This window comes from Nonomuraea cypriaca (assembly GCF_015645445.1).
GTDB classification, from domain to species: domain Bacteria; phylum Actinomycetota; class Actinomycetes; order Streptosporangiales; family Streptosporangiaceae; genus Nonomuraea; species Nonomuraea cypriaca.
In genome coordinates this window covers 17466-36994 of the sequence record NZ_JADOGI010000039.1, presented here as the reverse complement: position 1 = coordinate 36994, position 19529 = coordinate 17466, and the positions used below count along the sequence as shown (strand labels likewise).

Sequence of the window (19529 nt, the reverse complement as noted above, 5' to 3'; positions counted from 1 at the left end):
CCTTATCTGATGAACAGGCTGCGAGCAGCGTCGTTGGCAACACCGAGCATGGACTCCGGATAGAGCCCCACCCCTACCGTAATCAGCAGCGAAACGGCGATGACCGCCACGGTCCCCATACTGGGCACCGCGATCGCCGGGCCGTCGGCCGCGGGCTCGCTGAAGAACATCAGCACGATCACACGCACGTAGAAGAACGCCGCGATCGCGGACGCGACGACACCCACGACGACCAGGCCGGCCATCCAGCCGCCCATCGAGTCGCCGACCTGCGTGCCGCTGTCCAGCGCGGCAGCGAAGATGGCGTACTTGCCGAAGAAACCGCTGGTCAGCGGGATGCCGGCGAAGGCCAGCAGGAAGAAGGCGAACACCCCGGCGAGCACCGGCGCGCGCTTGCCCAGCCCGGCCCAGCGCGACAGGTGCCCCGCCTCGCCGCCAGGGTCGCGGATGAGCGTGACCACGGCGAACGCGCCCACCGTCGTGATGCTGTAGACGGCCAGGTAGAACAGGATCGCCTTGAGCGAGACGGCGTTCTGCTCGGCGGTGCCGAACGTGGCCATCACGCCCACGAGCAGGAAGCCCGCGTGCGCGATGGACGAGTAGGCGAGCATCCGCTTGATGTCGGTCTGGGTGATCGCCAGGATCGAGCCCACGATCATCGTGAGGGCGGCGACGCCCCAGATGACCGGCCGCCAGTTCCAGTCCAGGTTGCCCAGACCGACCCAGAACACCCTCAGCACGGCCCCCACGGCCGCGACCAACGTGCCCGAGGCCATGAGCGCGGTGATGGGCGTCGGGGCGCCCTGGTAGACGTCCGGCTTCCACACGTGGAACGGCGCCGCGCCGATCTTGAACATCAGGCCCACGCCGATCAGCGCCAGCCCGATCATCAGCAGCGGGTCGAGCTCCGCGCCCCCGGCCATGGCGGCGTTGATGCCCGGCAGCGAGACGGTGCCCGCGTAGCCGTAGATCATCGCGATGCCGTACAGGAAGAAGGCCGAGGAGAACGCGCCCAGCAGGAAGTACTTCATCGACGCCTCCTGCGACAGCAGGCGGCGCCGGCGGGCCAGGCCGCACAGCAGGTAGAGCGGCAGCGACATGACCTCGAGTGCCACGAACATCATCAGCAGGTCGTGCGAGGCCGGGAACAGCAGCATGCCGCCGACCGCGAACAGCACCAGCGGATAGACCTCGGTGTGGCCGGTCCCGCCGCTCTCGGCCTCGGCCTCCTCCTCGTCGGCGCTGCCGGGCACGGCCGCGGCCGAGGCGACGAAGTGGCCCTCGTCATTGATCAGCAGCACGCAGACGAACGACAGGACGAGGATGACGCCCCAGATGAACAGCGAGGGGCCGTCCACCGCGACCGCGCCCATGGCGGACGGCGTCGTGGACACCTGGCCGCGCAGCACCTGTACGAGGACCAGCGCGAACGCGCCGAACAGGCTCAGCAGGGTGAGCGGCACGTGCATCGCCTTGCGCAGGTAGCGCGGCGCGAACGCCTCGATGAGTACGCCGATGACGGCCGCGCCGAAGACCACCAGCAACGGCGCCAGTGTGCCGTATTCGATGGTCGGCGCTTCGATGGCGGGGTTCACTGACCTGTCCCCTTCTCAGCGATGGTGGAGGTGGGTACCTGCACGTTGGTCAGCGTTTGTTGCACTGACGGGTTGATCACGTCGAGCAGCGGCTTGGGGAAGATCCCGAAGCCGATGATCAGGGCGACCAGCGGGGCCAGCACCCAGACCTCACGGACGTTCAGGTCCTTGAACGCCTTGACCGGCTCGGCCGTCGGCCCGTTCATGGCCCGCTGCACCATCCACAGGATGTAGACGGCCGCAAGGATCACGGCGACCGCCGAGACGATCGCGGCCGCGGTGAGCGCGCCGGAACCGTGCGCCTCGCTGGAGTACGTCCCGACCATGACCATGAACTCGCTCACGAAGGACGACAGGCCAGGCAGCGAGAGCCCGGCCAGACCGGCGACCAGGAAGAAGCCCGCGAGCACCGGTGCGACCTTCTGCACGCCTCCGTAGTCGCCGATGAACGGCGAGCCGCGCCTGGCGATCAGGAACCCGGCGGCCAGGAACAGCGCGCCGGTCGCGAAGCCGTGGTTGACCATGTAGAGGGCGGCGCCGGACTGCGCGACCGACGACATGGCGAACACGCCGAGCACGATGAAGCCGAAGTGCGAGATCGACGTGTACGCGATGAGCCGCTTCATGTCGGTCTGCCCGATGGCCACGATGGCGCCGTAGATGATGCTGATGACCGCCAGCACGACGATCGGCATCGTGAACGCCTTGGCCGCGTCGGGGAAGAGCTCCAGGCAGAAGCGCAGCATGCCGAACGTGCCGACCTTGTCCAGCACGCCCACCAGCAGCACGGCGGCCCCGGCCGGGGCCTGCGCGGCCGCGTCGGGCAGCCAGGTGTGCACCGGCCACAGCGGCGCCTTGATCGCGAAGGCGATGAAGAAGCCGCCGAACAGCCACTTCTGCATCGTCGGGTCCTGGATGACCCCGACGAGTTCGGGGAACATGAACGTCTTGCTGCCCGCGACCACGTAGAGCCCGATGACCGCGACCAGCATGAGCAGGCCGCCGAACAGGGAGTACAGCAGGAACTTCACGGCCGCGTACGACCGCTGGGCGCCGCCGTACGACCCGATCATGAAGTACATCGGGATCAGCATGGCTTCGAAGAAGACGTAGAAGAGGAAGATGTCGGTCGCCGCGAAGACGCCGATCATCATCGTCTCCAGCACCAGCAGCAGCGAGAAGTACGTCTTCACCGACCGCTTGGGCGTGATGAGCGTGCCGTCCGCGGTCTTGACGCCGTCCGCGTCGTGCCAGGAGGCCAGCACCACGATCGGCACCAGCACCACCGAGAGCGCGATCAGCACGAGCGCGACGCCGTCCACGCCGACCCCGAACTTCACGCCGAAGCTCGGGATCCAGTCGTACTCGGCCGTGAACTGGAACCGGTCGCCGTTCGGCCTGAACCCGGCGGCCATGACGCCCGTCAGGACCAGCACCAGCAGCGATACCGCCAGTGTGACCTGCTTGGCCAGCTTGTCACTGCCCTTGGGAAGCAGGGCCACCACGATGGCGCCCACCACGGGCACCGCCATGAGTATCGGAAGCCAGGGTGACATCAGATGTTCCCAACGAGGAGCAGGGCGCCGGTCAGCAGGGCGGCGCCGATCAGGATGGACAGCGCGTACGTTCTGGCGAAGCCCGTCTGGAGTCGCCGCAGGCGCCCCGAACTGCCGCCGATGCCCGCCGCCAGGCCGTTGACCAGCCCGTCGATGCCGCGGTTGTCGAAGAACACCGCGATGCGGGTCAGCCACTGGCCCGGGCGCATGACGAGCGACTCGTTGAGCGCGTCACCGTAGAGGTCGCGCCGGGCGAACGTGGTCAGGAACGACCCGCGCGGCTGCACGGACGGCACCTCGACCCGGCCGTACCGCATCCAGGCGATGACCACGCCGACGGCGACGAGCGCGAGGGTGGCGAGACCGGGCGTGCTGGTGGGGTTGAACTCGGGCAGCTCCGCGGGGAGCCCGACGGCCGGGCCGAGGAACCTCATCAGCGTGTTGCTGAGGACGAGCCACGCGCCCAGGCCCAGTGCCCCGAGCGAGAGGATCATCAGCGGCACCGTCATGACGGAGGGCGACTCGTGCGGGTGCGCGTCGTCGGCCCAGCGCTTCTCGCCGAAGAAGGTCATGAAGACCATCCGCGACATGTAGAAGCCGGTGATGCCCGCGCCCAGCACGGCCAGCCAGCCCAGGATCGGCTGGTGGTGCACCGCGGTCTCGATGATGCCGTCCTTGGTGAAGTAGCCGGACAGCAGCGGGAACCCGATGATCGCCAGGTAGCCGATGAAGAAGGTCGCGAAGGTGAGCGGCATGAACTTGCGCAGGCCGCCGTACTTCCGCATGTCCACTTCGTCGTTCATGCCGTGCATGACCGAGCCGGCGCCGAGGAACAGGTCGGCCTTGAAGAAGCCGTGCGTGATCAGGTGGCCGATCGCGAAGGCGTAGCCCGCAGGGCCGAGGCCCGCGCCGAGCATCATGTAGCCGATCTGCGACATCGTCGAACCGGCCAGGCCCTTCTTGATGTCGTCCTTCGCGCAACCGATGATGGCACCGGCCAGCAGCGTGGCCGCGCCGACGATGGCGACGGCGAGCGCGGCGCCCGAGCCCTCGGGGAAGAAGAACGCGCCGGAGCGGACCACGAGGTAGACGCCGGCGGTCACCATGGTCGCGGCGTGGATCAGGGCCGACACGGGGGTCGGGCCCTCCATGGCGTCCAGCAGCCAGGACTGCAGCGGCAGCTGCGCCGACTTGCCGCACGCGCCGAGGAGCAGCAACAGGCCGATGGCCAGCGTGGTCGGGTTCTCCGACGTGATCGGCTTCAGGTCCTGGAAGGCGAGCGAGCCGAACGTGGTCCAGATGAGGAACATGCCGACCAGCAGGCCGAAGTCGCCGACGCGGTTGACGACGAACGCCTTCTTCGCCGCGACCGCCGCCGACGGCTTGAACTGCCAGAACCCGATCAGCAGGTACGACGCCAGACCCACGCCCTCCCAGCCGATGAACAGACCGACGAAGTTGTCGGCCAGCACCAGCAGGAGCATCGCGGCCACGAACAGGTTCAGGTAGGCGAAGAACCTGCGCCGGTGCTCGTCGTGCGACATGTAGCCGATCGAGTAGATGTGGATCAGCGAGCCCACACCGGTGATCAGCAGCGCGAAGCTGATCGACAAGGGGTCGATCAGGAGCCCCATGTCGACCATGCCGGGAATGAACTCATAAAGATGGACGGCCCGCCGGCGCTCCTCCTCTCCGAACCCGATCAGCTCGAAGAACGCCAGCACGGCCACGACGAACGAGGCGAGGGACATGGCCACGCCCAGCAGATGGCCCCAGCGGTTCGTGGACCGGCCGAACACCAGCAGGATGACCGCCCCCACCAGGGGGAAGGCGATCAACAGCCAGGAGACGCCGATCACGCCGCCGGTGTGCTGGGCGATCTCAGCGATTTGAGATTCCACCAGTCACCTCTTAGTACTTCAGCAGGTTGGCGTCGTCGACCGACGCGGACCTGCGGGTTCGGAAGATCGTCACGATGATGGCCAGTCCGACCACGACCTCGGCCGCGGCCACCACCATCACGAAGAACGCGATGATCTGGCCCTCCAGGTTGCCGACCTGCCTGGAGAAGGTGACGAACGCGAGGTTGCAGGCGTTGAGCATGAGCTCCACGCACATGAACACCACGATCGCGTTACGCCTGATCAGCACGCCCATCGCGCCGATGGCGAAGAGCAGGCCGGAAAGTACGAGGTAGTGCGTCGTCATTTGGTCACCTCGTTGGTGGTCTCCTCGGAGTCCCGCGCCTCGATGTGTGTCTCCTCGATGTCGCGCTCCTCGGTGTCCTCCTCAGCCGTGTGCTTGATCGCCTCGGCGAGCTTCGGATCCTCGGGCAGGTGGTCGTGCTCGACGTCGTAGCGCGCGATATAGCGGTTGACCGACGACTCCGCGACCGACCCGTCGGGCAGCAGCGCCGGCATGTCGATGGCATTGCTCCTGGCGTAGGTGCCGGGGCCGGGCAGCGCCAACGGGCGGTCGCTGCGGAACCTGGCGCGGGCCAGCTCCTTCTGCGTGGCCTTCGCGGTCGCTCGCTCCCGGTGCGCCAGCACCATCGCGCCCAGCGCGGCGGTGATCAGAAGCGCCGAGGTGATCTCGAACGCGAACACGTACTTGGTGAAGAGCAGCAGCGCGATCGAGCGGATGTAGCCGCCCTGTTGCGTGGCCGCCGTCAGCCCGGCCTCGGGCGCGAACACCACGTTGCCGAAGGCCAGGATGACCAGCGCCAGGAAGCCGACGCCGGCGATGGCCGCCCAGAACCGCTGGCCCCTCAGCGTCTCGACGAGGGAGTCCGAGGAGTCGACGCCGACCAGCATGAGCACGAACAGGAACAGCATCATGATCGCGCCGGTGTAGACGATGATCTGCACCGCGGCCAGGAAGGGCGCGTCCTGCACGGCGTACAGGACCGCGAGGCTGAGCATCACGGTGCCGAGCATCAGCGCGCTGTAGACGGCCTTCCGGTTGAAGACCATGCCGAGCGCGGCGCCGACGGACACGACGGCAAGCACCCAGAACGTGATGGTCTCACCCATTGTTCCGCCCCAGCCGGTAGTAGTCCTCTTCGGTCTCACCGAGCCGCATGGGGTGCGGCGGCTGTTCCATGCCCTGGGTCAGCGGCGCGAGGAGCATCTCCTTGGTGTAGATGAGGCTCTCGCGGGTGGTGTCGGCGAGTTCGTACTCGTTGGTCATGGTGAGCGCGCGGGTCGGGCAGGCCTCGATGCACAGGCCGCACAGGATGCACCGCAGATAGTTGATCTGGTACGTGCGCCCGTAACGCTCGCCCGGCGAGAAGCGCTCCTCGTCGGTGTTGTCCGCGCCCTCGACGTAGATCGCGTCGGCCGGACACGCCCAGGCGCACAACTCGCACCCGATGCACTTCTCCAGCCCGTCAGGCCAGCGGTTGAGCTGGTGACGCCCGTGGAAGCGAGGAGCCGTCGGCCTCTTCTCCTCCGGGTAGTTCGTCGTGACGGGCTTTTTGAACATGGTGTGGAAGGTGACCCCGAAGCCCTTGACGGGGTTCAGCCAATCAGTTAGTCCCACTGGGAATCTCCTTGTGCTGCACCCCGTGGTAGTGCGGCAGATCGAGCGGCGGCACAGGGAAGCCGCCCGCCGCCGGCTCGTTGGACAGTTCCTCGAACTCGGCCGCGACCTGTTCCTTCCTGGTTTCCTTGCGCCGCTGGTTGACGGTGTCGAACCGCAGCCAGATGGCCAGTGCGCCGATGATGACGACCACGCCGAGCGCGATCGAGATCATCCTGTTCTCCTCGTAGATCATCACGTTGCGGACGGCCGCGACGAGCAGGATCCAGGCCAGGTTGAACGGGATCAGCACCTTCCAGCCCAGGGACATGAGCTGGTCGTAGCGCACTCGGGGCAGCGAGGCCCGCACCCAGACGACGAAGCAGAAGGTCAGTACGAACTTGATGAAGAACCACAGGACCGGCCAATAGCCCGTGTTGGCGCCCTCCCACCACGAGATCGGGATCGGCGCCCGCCAGCCGCCGAGGAACAGCGTGACCGCGATCGCGGAGGCGGTGAAGGTGTGCAGGTACTCGCCCATCATGATCAGGGCGAACTTCAGCGACGAGGAGTATTCGGTCTGGAAGCCGCCGACCAGCTCACCCTCGCCCTCGGGCAGGTCGAACGGGATGCGCGCGGCCTCGCCGAACATGCAGAACACGTAGACCACGAACGACGGGGCCAGCATGACCACGAACCAGGTCTGCGCCTGCGCCGCGACGATCTCCGAGGTGGACAGCGTCCCGGCGAAGATGAAGACCGCCACGAACGACAGCCCCATGGCGATCTCGTACGACACCACCTGCGCCGCCGAACGCAGACCGCCGAGCAACGCGTACGGAGAGCGCGACGACCAGCCGGCCAGCACCACGCCGTAGACCGACACGGCGCCCATGGCGAGCATGAACAGCACCGCCACCGGCAGGTCCACCAGCTGCAGCGGCGTCTGCACGCCGAACAGGTTGACCATCGGCGCGAACGGCACGATCGAGAAGGCCAGGAACGCCGGGACCACCATGATCACCGGGGCCAGCAGGTAGAGCACCTTGTCCACGGTCCGCGGGAAGATGTCCTCCTTCAGCCCCATCTTCAGGCCGTCGGCCACGGATTGCAGCAGACCGAACTTGCCGGCCCGGTTGGGGCCGTAGCGGTTCTGCATCCGCGAGATCAGCTTCCGCTCGAACCAGACGCCGAACAGCACGCCCAGCATCAGGAAGACGAACAGCATCACGGCCTTGATGATGGTGATCCACAGCGGGTCCTTGCCGAAGTCGGCAACTGTGGGATCGGCCGCGAGAACGATGGTCATGAGGCGCTCCCGATGGTGACAATGTCGCCGGCCACCGCGCGCAGGTCGCGCGTGACCGAGCAGCCGCCGGAGTTGGCCGGCACCCAGACCACGCGGTCCGGCAGGCCGGCGACGCGCACCGGCAGCGTCACGTTACCGCCGACGACGAGCTTGTCGCCGTCCGCGACGCCGAGCTCGGCGGCCGTGCTCTCGGAGATCAGTGCTTCGGCGGTGCGGGCGGTGCCCGCGAGGTACGGCTCGCCGTCCTGCAGCCTGCCCTCGTCGAGCAGTAGGTGCCACGTCGCCAGCAACGCCTCCCCGGCCGCCGGGGCGACCTGGGCGCGGGTGGCGGCGTGGGGCGCGGTGACGCGGCTGCCGCGCCAGGCGCCCATGCCGGACAGCTCGCGCCTGGCCGCCTTGGCGTCCGGCAGGCCCAGGTGGACGTCCATCCGGTCGGCCAGGTCGCCGATCACGGCCAGGTCGCTCCGCAGTCCCGGCACCTTGATCGGCGCCCCGAACGAGCGGCCCCGGCCCTCCCAGTTGACGAACGTGCCGCCCTTCTCCTGCACGGCGGCGACGGGCAGGACCACGTCGGCGCGGTCGGTGACGGCGCTGGCGCGGATCTCCAGGCTGACGATAAACGGCGTGTGCTCGAGTGCTTCGAGCGCCGCCACCGGGTCGGTCAGGTCATAGGGGTCGACCCCGGCGACGACCAGCGCGTCCAGGTCGCCGTCGCGGGCGGCGGCGAGGATGCCTGCGGTGTCGCGGCCCGGCGTGGCGGGCAGCGAGGAGACGTTCCACGCCCTGGCCACCTCGGCCCTGGCGGTCTCGTCGTCGACCGGGCGGCCGATCGGCAGCAGGTTGGGCAGCGCGCCGGCCTCGACCGCGCCACGCTCGCCCGCCCTGCGCGGGATCCAGGCCAGCCTGGCGTCGGAGGCGGCGGCGAGCCGTACGAGGGCCGACAGGGCGCCGGGCACGGTCGCGAGGCGCTCGCCGGCGAGCACGATCGTGCCCTCGGCCAGCGTGCCGACCAGCTCGCCTATCGCGTCGGCCTCGGCGCCTGGCGCGGTGCGGATGAGCGTGCCGCCCATCTTGGCCAGGCCAGGAGAGGCGAACGGGGCGATCGAGCTGACCTTGAGGCCCTTCTTCATCCACGCCTTGCGCAGGCGCAGGAAGACGATCGGCGACTCGTCCTCGGGCTCGAAACCGGCGAGCAGCACGTGCGGGGCGTTCTCGAGGTCGGCGTAGCTGATCTCGATGCCCTTGCCGGCCACCGTGTGGGCCAGGAACTGCGCCTCCTCGGCGGAGTGCGGCCTGGCGCGGAAGTCGATGTCGTTCGTGCCGAGCGCGAGCCTGGCGAACTTGGCGTACGCGTAGGAGTCCTCGACCGTGACCCGGCCGCCGACCAGCACGCCCGCCTTGCCGCGGGCCTGGGCGAGCCCCTCGGCGGCCACCATCAGCGCCTCCGGCCACGAGGCGGGCACGAGCACGCCCTCCTCGTTGCGGACCAGCGGCGTCTTGAGCCGGTCGGGCTGCGTGGCGTAGCTGAACGCCCAGCGGCCCTTGTCGCAGTTCCACTCCTCGTTGACCTGCGGGTCGTTGCCCGCCAGGCGACGGGTGACCCGGCCGCGCCGGTGGTCGGTGCGCTGGGCGCAGCCGGAGGCGCAGTGCTCGCACGCGCTCGGCGTGGACACCAGGTCGAACGGGCGGGCCCGGAACCGGTAGGCGGCGCCGGTCAGCGCGCCGACCGGGCAGATCTGCACCGTGTTGCCGGAGAAGTAGGAGTTGAACGGCTTGCCGTCGGCCGTGCGGACCTGCTCCTTGGCCCCGCGCTCGAAGAACTCGATGAGCGGGTCACCGGCGATCTGGTCGGAGAAGCGGATGCAGCGCGCGCACTGGACGCAGCGCTCGCGGTCGAGCAGCACCTGCGTGGACAGCGGCAGCGGCTTCGGGAAGGTCCGCTTCTGCTCCTGGAACCTGGACTCGCCCCGGCCGTTCGACATGGCCTGGTTCTGCAGGGGGCACTCGCCGCCCTTGTCGCAGACCGGGCAGTCGAGCGGGTGGTTCATCAGCAGGAACTCCATCGCCGCCCGCTGCGCCTTCTCGGCGACCGGCGAGGTGAGCTGGGTCTGCACGACCATGCCCTCCGCGACGTCGATCGCGCACGACGGCTGCGGCTTGGGGAAGCCGCGGCCGTTGCCCGCGTCGGGGATGTCGACCAGGCACTGCCGGCAGTTGGCCGCCGGGTCGAGCAGCGGGTGGTCGCAGAACCTGGGGATCTGGATGCCCAGGAGCTCGGCGGCCCTGATGATCAGAGTGCCCTTGGGGACACTGACCTGGAACCCGTCGATCGTCAGGGTCACCAGGTTCGTTTCTGTCTCTACGACGGTCACTGCTCACCCCAGAGAGTGGACTTCTTCGGGTCGAACGGGCAGCCGCCGATCTCGAAGTGCTTGAGGTACTCCTCGCGGAAGTACTTCACCGAGGAGTGGATCGGGCTGGTCGCGCCGTCGCCCAGCGCGCAGAACGAGCGGCCCAGGATGTTGTCCGCGAGGTCGGTGATCGTGGACAGGTCCTCTTCGGTGCCCTGGCCCTTCTCCAGGCGCTTGAGCACCAGCTTGAGCCAGTACGTCCCCTCGCGGCACGGCGTGCACTTGCCGCACGACTCGTGGGCGTAGAACTCGGTCCAGCGCAGCACCGTGCGGACCACGCAGGTGGTCTCGTCGAAGATCTGCAGCGCGCGCGTGCCGAGCATCGAGCCCTTGGCCCCGACCGCCTCGAAGTCGAGCGGCACGTCGAGGTGCTCGTCGGTGAAGATCGGCGTGGACGAGCCGCCCGGGGTCCAGAACTTGACCTGGTGCCCCGCGCGGACGCCGCCCGCCATGTCGAGCAGCTCGCGCAGGGTGATGCCGAGCGGCGCCTCGTACTGGCCGGGCCTGGTGACGTGGCCGCTCAGCGAGAAGATGCCGAAGCCCTTGGACTTCTCGGTGCCCATCCCGGCGAACCAGTCGGCGCCGTTGCCGATGATCGAGGGAACACTGGCGATCGACTCCACGTTGTTCACGACAGTAGGCGAGGCGTACAGGCCCGCCACGGCCGGGAACGGAGGCTTGAGCCGCGGTTGACCCCTGAAGCCTTCCAGCGAGTCGAGCAGCGCCGTCTCCTCGCCGCAGATGTACGCCCCCGCCCCGCTGTGCACGACCAGCTCCAGGTCGTAGCCCGAGCCGAAGACGTCCTTCCCGAGATAACCCTTCTCGTACGCCTCCCGCACCGCCGCGTGCAGCCGCCGGATCACGTGCAGCACCTCGCCACGCACGTAGATGAAGGCGTGGTTGGCCCGGATCGCGTAGGAGGTGATGATGATGCCCTCGACCAGCGCGTGCGGGTTGGCCATCATCATCGGGATGTCCTTGCAGGTCCCCGGCTCCGATTCGTCGGCGTTGACGACGAGATAGTGCGGCTTCCCGTCACCCTGCGGGATGAAACCCCACTTCATGCCGGTCGGGAAACCCGCGCCGCCGCGGCCGCGCAGGCCCGAGTCCTTGACGGCCTGGATGACGGCGTCGGGGTCCATGCCCAGCGCCTTCCTGGCCGCTTCATACTCGCCGTAGCCGTCGAGGGTGAAGGAGTTGGCCTGGCCCCAGTTCGCGGTCAGGATCGGTGTCAAGGTGGTCGTCATGCCTCGGGGGCCTTCCATCCGTTGGCCTTGGCGACCTTCAGGCCCTCCAGCGAGGGGCCCGCGGCCGACGGGCCTTCGCCCGCCAGGTCGTCGGGCAGGCCCGCGAGCACGCGCGAGGCCTCCTTGAAGGTGCAGAGCTTCTTCGGGCCGCGCGTGGGCCGCACGTCCTTGCCGTCACGCAGGTCGTCGACGAGTTGCTTGGCCGACTCCGGCGTCTGGTTGTCGAAGAACTCCCAGTTGACCATCATGACCGGCGCGAAGTCGCAGGCCGCGTTGCACTCGATGCGCTCCAGCGAGACCTTGCCGTCGGGCGTGGCCTCGTCGTGGCCGACGCCGGCGTGCTCCGTCAGCTCGTCCCAGATCTGGTCGCCGCCCATGACCGCGCACAGCGCGTTGATGCACACGCCGACGTGGTAGTCGCCGACCGGCTTGCGCTTGTACATCGTGTAGAAGGTCACCACGCCCGTGACCTCGGCCTTGCTCAGGCCCAGCATCTCGGCGCAGAACTCCTGGCCAGCGTCGGAGACGTAGCCGTCCTCCGACTGCACGAGGTGCAGGAGCGGCAGCAGCGCCGAACGCGTCTTCGGGTAGCGGCCGATGATCTCCTTGGCGTCTCGTTCCAGACGATCCCGGACCTCCGGCGAATACGTGCTGTGCCCCATTGCTCGCTCGCTCTGCTCGCTCACCTGTCCACACCTCCCATGACGGGGTCGATAGATGCCACCGCGGCGATCACGTCGGCGACCTGGCCGCCTTCCGCCATCGCGGGGAAGCTCTGCAGGTTGCAGAAGGACGGCTCGCGGAAGTGCACGCGGTAGGGGCGGGTGCCGCCGTCGCTGACGACGTGGGCGCCGAGCTCGCCCCTCGGCGACTCGATGGCGGCGTACGCCTGCCCGGCCGGCACCCTGAAGCCCTCGGTCACCAGCTTGAAGTGGTGGATGAGCGCCTCCATCGAGGTGCCCATGATGTGGGCGATGTGGTCGGGCGAGTTGCCGAACCCGTCGGGGCCGAGCGCGAGCTGCGCGGGCCAGCCGATCTTCTTGTCCTCGATCATCACCGGGTCGCCCTTGAGCGGTCCCGCGATGCGGTCGAGAGCCTGCTCGACGATCTTGAGCGACTCCTCCATCTCGCTCATGCGCACGAGGTAGCGCGAGTAGACGTCGCAGCCACGCTCGGTGGGCACCTCGAAGTCGTAGGTCTCGTAGCCGCAGTAGGGCTGCGACTTGCGCAGGTCCCACGGCAGGCCCGCGGCCCGCAGGATCGGGCCCGTGACGCCGAGCGCCATGCAGCCGGTCAGGTCGAGGTAGGCCACGTCCTGGGTGCGGCGTACGTAGACCGGGTTGGCGTCGAGGAGCTTGCGGATGTCCTTGATCCGCTTGGGCATCTCCTTGAGGAACTCGCCGACCTTGTCGACCGCGCCCGCGGGCAGATCGACGCTCACGCCGCCTGGGCGGACATAAGCGTGGTTCATGCGCAGGCCGGTGATGTACTCGAACAGGTCCATGACCAGCTCGCGGTCGCGGTAGCCGAACAGGAACGGCGTCGTCGCGCCCAGCTCCATGCCGAACGTGCCCATCGCGACCAGGTGCGAGGCGATGCGGTTGAGCTCCATCATCATCACGCGGATGGCCTGCGCCCGGTCGGGCACGCGGTCCTCGATGCCGAGCAGCTTCTCGACGGCCATGCAGTAGGCGGTCTCGTTGAAGATCGGCGCGAGGTAGTCCATCCGGGTCACGAACGTGGTCCCCTGGGTCCACGTCCTGAACTCGGTGTTCTTCTCGATGCCGGTGTGCAGGTAGCCGATGACGCCGCGCGCCTCGGTGACCGTCTCGCCGTCGAGCGTCAGGACCAGGCGGAGCACGCCGTGCGTGGACGGGTGCTGCGGGCCCATGTTGACGACCAGGCGCTCCTCTTCCGAGTCGCGCACGCCGGTGACGACCTCGTCCCAGTCGGCGCCGGTGACCGAATAGACCTTGCCCTCGGTCGCCTCGTCATAAGCGGTGCTCACGAGTAGCTCCTCCTCTGGTCCGGCGAGGGAACGGTGGCGCCCCGGTATTCGACCGGGATGCCGCCGAGCGGGTAGTCCTTGCGCTGCGGGTGACCGTCCCAGTCGTCCGGCATCATGATCCGGGTGAGGGCCGGGTGACCGTCGAAGACGATCCCGAAGAAGTCGTACGTCTCCCGCTCATGCCAGTCGTGACCAGGGTAAACGCTGACAGTGGATGGAATGTGCGGGTCGGCGTCAGGGGCGCTCGCCTCGACGCGTACGCGCCGGTTGAAAGTGATCGAGCACAGGTGGATGACCGCGCGCAGCTCCTCACCCGCCAGGTGCGGGTAGTGCACGCCGGACACGCCCAGCGAGAGCTCGAAGCGCAGGGCCGGGTCGTCGCGCAGCTTCTCGCACACCTCGACCAGGCGCTCCCGCTTGACGTGCAGCGTCAGCTCACCTCGGTCCACGACCACGCGTTCGATGGCGTCGTCGAGCGCGAGGGCGTCGACGACCTCGTCGAAGTAGCCGCCGTACGGGCGGGGCGTCGAGATCTGGGGCGCCCGGCGTACGACGAGACCGCCGTAGCCGGAGGTGTCGCCGGTGTCCTGCGCGCCGAACATGCCGCGCCTGGCGACGGGCGACTCGGGCACCGCGGGGACGGGGACCTCGGGGGTCCCCCCGCCGCTCGGGCTCCCGGGAAGGTTGTCGGGCGAGGTCACTTCGGAGCCCCCTGGTCGATCAGTGGCAGCGTGCGCAGCGCCTGCAGTTCGAGGTCCTCGATCTGCTTGGCGCGGTGCGCGCCGAACTTCATGTTCTGGATCTTGTCGTGCAGCTTCACGATGGAGTCGATGAGCATCTCGGGCCGCGGCGGGCAGCCGGGCAGGTAGATGTCGACGGGCACGATGTGGTCGACGCCCTGCACGATCGCGTAGTTGTTGAACATGCCGCCGCTGGAGGCGCACACGCCCATCGAGATGACCCACTTCGGCTCGGCCATCTGGTCGTAGATCTGCCGCAGCACGGGGGCCATCTTCTGCGAGACGCGCCCGGCCACGATCATCAGGTCCGCCTGGCGGGGAGACGCCGAAGCGCGCTCCATGCCGAAGCGCGCCAGGTCGTAGTGCGGGCCGCCGGTGGCCATCAACTCGATGGCGCAGCAGGCGAGGCCGAACGTCGCCGGCCAGACGGAGTTCTTGCGGGCCCATCCGGCGGCCGCTTCGACCGTGCTGAGGATGAAGCCGCTGGGGAGTTTCTCTTCAAGTCCCATTTTCAGTCCCAGTCCAGACCCTTGCGGCGCCACACGTACGCGTAGGCCACGAGCACGGTGACGATGAACAGCAGCATCTCCACGAGCGCGAACAGTCCGAGGCCGGACGTGAGCACCTGGCCCGCGTCGTTGGTCTGCGGGGCGAACGAGACCGCCCACGGGTAGAGGAAGATGATCTCGATGTCGAACACGATGAAGAGCATCGCGGTGATCATGTATTTGAGCGGGAACCGTCCACCACCGACAGGCTGGGGCGTCGGCTCGATGCCGCATTCGTATGCGTCAAGCTTGGCGCGGTTCCAGCGCTTGGGACCGGTGAAGGGAGCGATCGTGACCGAGAAGATCGCGAAGCCCCCCGCGAGAACGGCGAGCACCAGGATGGGCACGTAAAGGTCCATCGCTACGCCTCCTCTGGAGTCGCCGCGCGCGCGGGCGCGCAGCCGGATCTGTGAGTTTGCCTGGTGAGTCGGAGATTCATGCTGGTGGGGCGACCTTTGAGAGAGCGTTGATGATCCTGTCCGACGCATCGCCTCGCCGGTCGGTGAGATTACCAAGGAGTTTGAGCGCGAAGCGCATCAGCCTCGGGTGAGGGAGCCCGTGCCTGGTGCCGAAGCTCATCACCCCCGGCATCCCGATGGCGTCCACGAACCACCTTCCTAGCGTGAAATAACCGCCGTAGGCGTCCTTGAGCACCTGGGGATAGGTCCGCAGGGTCCGCTCGCGCTGCGCGGGAGTGGTGCCCTTGAGGGCCTTCGCGATGATCTCGGCGGCGATCTCGCCGGTCTCCATGGCGTAGGCGATGCCCTCGCCGTTGAACGGGTTGATCGACCCGCCGGAGTCACCCACGAGCATCAGGCCGCGTGTGTAGTGGGGCTGCCTGTTGAAGGCCATCGGGAGCGCGGCGCCGCGGATGGGGGCCGTCATGTTCTCCTCGGTGAAGCCCCACTCGGGCGGCATCGACCGGCACCAGCGCCTGAGCAGGTCGCGATAGTCGATGTTCTTAAACTGCTCGCTGGTGTTGAGCAACCCGAGCCCCACGTTGGCGGTGCCGTCGCCGACGCCGAAGACCCAGCCGTAGCCGGGCAGCAACATGTCGCCGTCCCACAGCTCCAGCCAGATCTCCAGGTAGTCGTCGTCGTGCCGCGGGCTCTCGAAGTAGGTGCGTACGGCCACGCCCATCGGCCGGTCTTCCCGCTTGTGCAGCCCCATGCCGACGGCCAGCCGGGTGCTGTTGCCGTCGGCGGCCACGACCAGGCGGCTGCGGAACGTGCGCCCGTCCTTGGTCGTCACGCCGACGATGTGGCCGCTGCGGTCGTCGAGCACGGGCCCCGTGACGTTGACGCCCTCCATCATCCGCACGCCGTTCTTGACGGCGTTGGCGGCGACGATCTCGTCGAAGTCCTGGCGGGTGCGTACGAGCCCGAAGTCCGGGAACCGCTCGAGCCGCGGCCAGTCGAGGTCGAAGCGGTGGCCGCCGCCGACGACGCGCAGGCCCTTGTTCCTGACCCAGCCTGGCGCGTCGATGTCGACGCCCATGTTGAGCAGTTGCTTGACCGCCCGCGGGGTCAGGCCGTCACCGCAGACCTTCTCCCTGGGGAACGTGGTCTTCTCCAGCACCAGCACGTCGAGCCCGGCCTGAGCGAGGTAGAAGGCGGTGGCGGAGCCGGCGGGGCCGGCGCCCACGACGATGACATCGGCGTCAGCGGTGTTCATGGTCGCGCCCTCTTCGCCACTCGATCTGTCGCGGCGAGCTCTTGCGCTTGCACGGTGGCTGTTGGCACGGTCACTGGACCAGTCCTGTCCTACACGCTCGAAGGCCTTGGGGTGGAGTGGCGCCTTCGTTCCTTTGTGAACCCCTTCACAAACTTGTCGGCCCGCAGTCTACTGCTTTTCCTGTACATAGTGGCAGTCGGGGTGCTGTTCTGTGATCCAAGTAGAACGGCGTGTCGTCTGGGGCCGCGTACCATGATCATTCCGCTGGCGGCGAGCCCTCGATGATCTTGAATGCGCGACCGCCGCCCCGACGCCGGCGAACCGATGAAAATCGCGGGAATATGAAACTCGATAAGCGGGTCCCACTCGCGCAGGCATGCCATCTTCACGGCACGGCAGAACCGAACCGACACCATGCGATGCGCCAACACAGTATTTACTGAATGTGACTTCAAGATGATTTAGACAATCGTCGCCGGACGGACTTGACGCGTTTCGGCTCAGGCAGGCTTGAACCCCCTGTGCATGGCGACGATCCCCATCGTGAGATTGCGCCACGCCACCCGGCTCCATCCGGCGTCCTGGATGATCCTGGCCAGCGCGGCCTGATCCGGCCAGTCCCTGATCGACTCGGCGAGATATTCGTACGACTCGTCGTTGGACCCGAACACCGTGGCCACCTTCGGCAGCAGCCGCATCAGATATTCGCGATAGACGAGGTCGAACGGCCCGAAAGTCACGTGTGAGAACTCCAGGACGACCAGCCGCCCGCCCGGCCTCGTCACGCGCAGCATCTCGCCCAGCGCCTGCGCCGTGTCGTGGACGTTGCGCAGCGCCACCGAGATCGTCACCGCGTCGAAGGAGTCGTCGGCGAACGGCAACCGCAGCGCGTCACCCGCGATGAACGGCACCCCCGCCCCGGCCAGCGCGTTGCCGCCGTGCCTGCGCACGCCTGTGCGCAGCATGCCGAGCGAGAAGTCCGAGGCGATGGCGCGGGCCCCGAGCGCGGTGAACGCGTCGGTGGACGTGCCGGTGCCCGCGCCCAGGTCGAGCACGACCTCGCCGGGTCCGGCGTCCACTGCGGCGGCCACCGCCTTCCGCCAGAGCCTGACCTGCCCCAGGGAGACCACATCGTTGACCAGGTCGTAGCGCCGGGCGGTGCGATCGAACATCGCGGCTACCTCGCCCGGCTGTTTGTCCAACTGCGCGCGCGTCATGCCGACAGCCTATGGCTATCAGGACAATCAACGGAAAGTATCCGCAGCGTCACCCTTCGTCTGCTAGAAGTTGGGGAATGCTGGCCAAAGTCGCCCTTGCGGCGATCCTTGCCTCGGCCCCCGCCGCGCACCCTCGCGTCGTTTCGGCCGACCCGATTGACAACACCCCTCATGTGCTCGACGGCATCGTCAACGCCATAGCGCTCGTCGGCGGCACGGTCGTCGTCGGCGGCTCGTTCAGCGAGGTGAGCGATGCCGCCCGCACGACCGTCCTCGCCCGCGACAACCTGTTCGCCTACGACCTGGCGACCGGCCGCATCCTGCCGGACTTCCGGCCGAGCGTCACGGGCCCGGTTCACGGCCTGGCCGCGGGCGACCGCGGCACCGTCTACGTCGGCGGCGAGTTCTACGGCGTCAACCACACCGGCGCCAGGGCGCTGGCCCAACTGAGGCTCTCCGACGGCGCCCTCGTGCCCGGCTTCGCGCCGCGCATCCGCGGCGGCTCGGTGAACACGCTGGCCAGACAGGGCTCGAAACTCTACGTAGGCGGCGACTTCATCAGCCCCCGCACCGCGCTGGCCAGGCTCGACGCCACCACAGGAGCGGCGGATCCGGCCTTCGACATCACGCCGGGAGCGCCGCTCACGCCCACGGTCAAGGTCCACGCGCTGGCCGTCTCGCGCGGCAGGCTCGCCGTGGACGGCTCGTTCACCACGCTCAACGGGCACGCAAGGCCCCAGCTCGGCCTGATCGACGTCGGCAAGCCGGTCGCCGCGGTCGCCGCCTGGCGGACGGACGCTTACGCGGGCAAGTGCAAGGACACGTTCCCCTCATATGTCCGCGGCCTGGACTTCTCGCCCGACGGACGCTATTTCGTGGTCGTGACGACCGGCGGGCCCAGGGCCGGGATGTGCGACACGGCCGCCAGGTTCGAGACCTATGCCAAGGGCTCCCGTATCAAGCCGACCTGGGTCAACGCCACCGGCGGCGACTCGCTCTACGCCGTGTCCGTGACGGGGGCGGCGGTCTATGTCGGCGGGCATCAGCGCTGGCTGGACAACCCGCGCGGCCGCGACTCGGCCGGCAAGGGAGCGGTCGCCCGCCCCGGCATCGGGGCCATCCACCCGCGCACGGGAAAGGCCCTCGGCTGGAACCCCACACGGGAGCGCGGCATCGGCGTGAAGGCCTTCCACGCGCACGCCGGCGGGCTACTTGTCGGTAGCGACACAGCGCGGCTCGGACGGGAGTACCATGCCCGGATTGGCATGTTCCCCCTGCCCTAGTCGTCCTGTGGCTTCGGCCGGTCGATCTTGTCGCTGATTCGTTGGCTCACGGCGTCGCGCTGCTTCGACAGCAGGACATAGCTGGCTACCCCGCTGACGATGAAAGAAGCTCCGATCAGCAACAGCGGGTTATGCAGACCTGCCAGGAGCAGGACACCGAGGGTTACGAGAAACAGGCCGATCCGCGACGCGGTGTAAACGAGAACGGGACGCACGGGTTCGAGGTTACTCGGCCTGTGGAGGAGCCGCTCTTCGCATCGGACGCGAGCGCTGCTACTGTTCCCAGTCAGGGAGTTTCGTAAAGAAACACCCACGAGAGCCCCAAAGAGGCTCTATCATATAACAATCGGGCAGTCAGCTGATAACAACCCGTGATCTTTGTAGAAAACCACGGATAAATCAGGCTTCGCTCGACACACTGG

At 68.0% G+C, this 19529-nt stretch carries 18 protein-coding genes; 1 reads left to right on the top strand and 17 read right to left on the bottom strand.

What is annotated here, in order from left to right:
• Positions 1 to 2 precede the first annotated feature (2 nt).
• From nuoN to ITP53_RS15410, 16 genes are all read right to left on the bottom strand, one after another.
• Positions 3 to 1595: an NADH-quinone oxidoreductase subunit NuoN gene (gene nuoN, locus ITP53_RS15485; protein WP_195896083.1), complete on the bottom strand. Its 1593-nt coding sequence runs from the start codon at positions 1593 to 1595 to the stop codon at positions 3 to 5.
• Positions 1592 to 3151, bottom strand: a complete 1560-nt coding sequence (locus ITP53_RS15480) for an NADH-quinone oxidoreductase subunit M (protein WP_195896082.1) — start codon at positions 3149 to 3151, stop codon at positions 1592 to 1594. Before ITP53_RS15480 ends, nuoN begins: the two co-directional genes overlap by 4 nt.
• The gene (gene nuoL, locus ITP53_RS15475) at positions 3151 to 5052 is read right to left on the bottom strand and encodes an NADH-quinone oxidoreductase subunit L (RefSeq protein WP_195896081.1); all 1902 of its coding nucleotides are present in this window, start codon (positions 5050 to 5052) and stop codon (positions 3151 to 3153) included. The genes ITP53_RS15480 and nuoL overlap by 1 nt, the downstream gene beginning before the upstream one ends.
• Positions 5053 to 5062: 10 nt before the next feature.
• On the bottom strand, positions 5063 to 5359 hold the full coding sequence (nuoK, locus tag ITP53_RS15470; protein ID WP_020542667.1) for an NADH-quinone oxidoreductase subunit NuoK: 297 nt from the start codon (positions 5357 to 5359) through the stop codon (positions 5063 to 5065).
• Positions 5356 to 6183 carry an NADH-quinone oxidoreductase subunit J gene (locus ITP53_RS15465; protein ID WP_195896080.1) on the bottom strand — a complete coding sequence of 276 codons (828 nt, stop codon included), beginning with the start codon at positions 6181 to 6183 and terminating at the stop codon, positions 5356 to 5358. The genes nuoK and ITP53_RS15465 overlap by 4 nt, the downstream gene beginning before the upstream one ends.
• Positions 6176 to 6691, bottom strand: a complete 516-nt coding sequence (gene nuoI, locus ITP53_RS15460; RefSeq protein ID WP_195896079.1) for an NADH-quinone oxidoreductase subunit NuoI — start codon at positions 6689 to 6691, stop codon at positions 6176 to 6178. Before nuoI ends, ITP53_RS15465 begins: the two co-directional genes overlap by 8 nt.
• Positions 6678 to 7979, bottom strand: coding sequence for an NADH-quinone oxidoreductase subunit NuoH (gene nuoH, locus ITP53_RS15455; protein WP_195896078.1), 1302 nt, complete (start codon positions 7977 to 7979; stop codon positions 6678 to 6680). Before nuoH ends, nuoI begins: the two co-directional genes overlap by 14 nt.
• Positions 7976 to 10351 carry an NADH-quinone oxidoreductase subunit G gene (locus tag ITP53_RS15450; RefSeq protein ID WP_195896077.1) on the bottom strand — a complete coding sequence of 792 codons (2376 nt, stop codon included), beginning with the start codon at positions 10349 to 10351 and terminating at the stop codon, positions 7976 to 7978. The genes nuoH and ITP53_RS15450 overlap by 4 nt, the downstream gene beginning before the upstream one ends.
• The gene (gene nuoF / locus ITP53_RS15445) at positions 10348 to 11637 is read right to left on the bottom strand and encodes an NADH-quinone oxidoreductase subunit NuoF (protein ID WP_195896076.1); all 1290 of its coding nucleotides are present in this window, start codon (positions 11635 to 11637) and stop codon (positions 10348 to 10350) included. The genes ITP53_RS15450 and nuoF overlap by 4 nt, the downstream gene beginning before the upstream one ends.
• The gene (gene nuoE / locus ITP53_RS15440; RefSeq protein WP_328814591.1) at positions 11634 to 12323 is read right to left on the bottom strand and encodes an NADH-quinone oxidoreductase subunit NuoE; all 690 of its coding nucleotides are present in this window, start codon (positions 12321 to 12323) and stop codon (positions 11634 to 11636) included. The genes nuoF and nuoE overlap by 4 nt, the downstream gene beginning before the upstream one ends.
• Complete coding sequence (locus tag ITP53_RS15435) at positions 12320 to 13645, bottom strand: NADH-quinone oxidoreductase subunit D (RefSeq protein ID WP_195896075.1); 1326 nt, start codon at positions 13643 to 13645, stop codon at positions 12320 to 12322. Before ITP53_RS15435 ends, nuoE begins: the two co-directional genes overlap by 4 nt.
• Entirely contained in the window at positions 13642 to 14346 is a 705-nt protein-coding gene (locus ITP53_RS15430) for an NADH-quinone oxidoreductase subunit C (RefSeq protein ID WP_195896074.1), read from the bottom strand. The genes ITP53_RS15435 and ITP53_RS15430 overlap by 4 nt, the downstream gene beginning before the upstream one ends.
• On the bottom strand, positions 14343 to 14894 hold the full coding sequence (locus tag ITP53_RS15425; RefSeq protein ID WP_195896073.1) for a NuoB/complex I 20 kDa subunit family protein: 552 nt from the start codon (positions 14892 to 14894) through the stop codon (positions 14343 to 14345). The genes ITP53_RS15430 and ITP53_RS15425 overlap by 4 nt, the downstream gene beginning before the upstream one ends.
• Before the next feature lie 2 nt (positions 14895 to 14896).
• Positions 14897 to 15292: an NADH-quinone oxidoreductase subunit A gene (locus tag ITP53_RS15420; RefSeq protein WP_195896072.1), complete on the bottom strand. Its 396-nt coding sequence runs from the start codon at positions 15290 to 15292 to the stop codon at positions 14897 to 14899.
• Positions 15293 to 15368: 76 nt separating this feature from the next.
• On the bottom strand, positions 15369 to 16607 hold the full coding sequence (locus tag ITP53_RS15415) for a geranylgeranyl reductase family protein (protein WP_195896071.1): 1239 nt from the start codon (positions 16605 to 16607) through the stop codon (positions 15369 to 15371).
• A gap of 500 nt (positions 16608 to 17107) precedes the next feature.
• Positions 17108 to 17824, bottom strand: a complete 717-nt coding sequence (locus ITP53_RS15410) for a demethylmenaquinone methyltransferase (RefSeq protein ID WP_195896070.1) — start codon at positions 17822 to 17824, stop codon at positions 17108 to 17110.
• 77 nt (positions 17825 to 17901) lie between these two features.
• On the opposite strand from ITP53_RS15410, the gene ITP53_RS15405 reads away from it, so the two are divergent.
• Entirely contained in the window at positions 17902 to 19107 is a 1206-nt protein-coding gene (locus ITP53_RS15405) for a hypothetical protein (protein ID WP_195896069.1), read from the top strand.
• Here ITP53_RS15405 and ITP53_RS59245 read toward each other — a convergent pair.
• Positions 19104 to 19322: a DUF4229 domain-containing protein gene (locus ITP53_RS59245; protein WP_195896068.1), complete on the bottom strand. Its 219-nt coding sequence runs from the start codon at positions 19320 to 19322 to the stop codon at positions 19104 to 19106. The genes ITP53_RS15405 and ITP53_RS59245 overlap by 4 nt on opposite strands.
• Positions 19323 to 19529 lie beyond the last annotated feature (207 nt).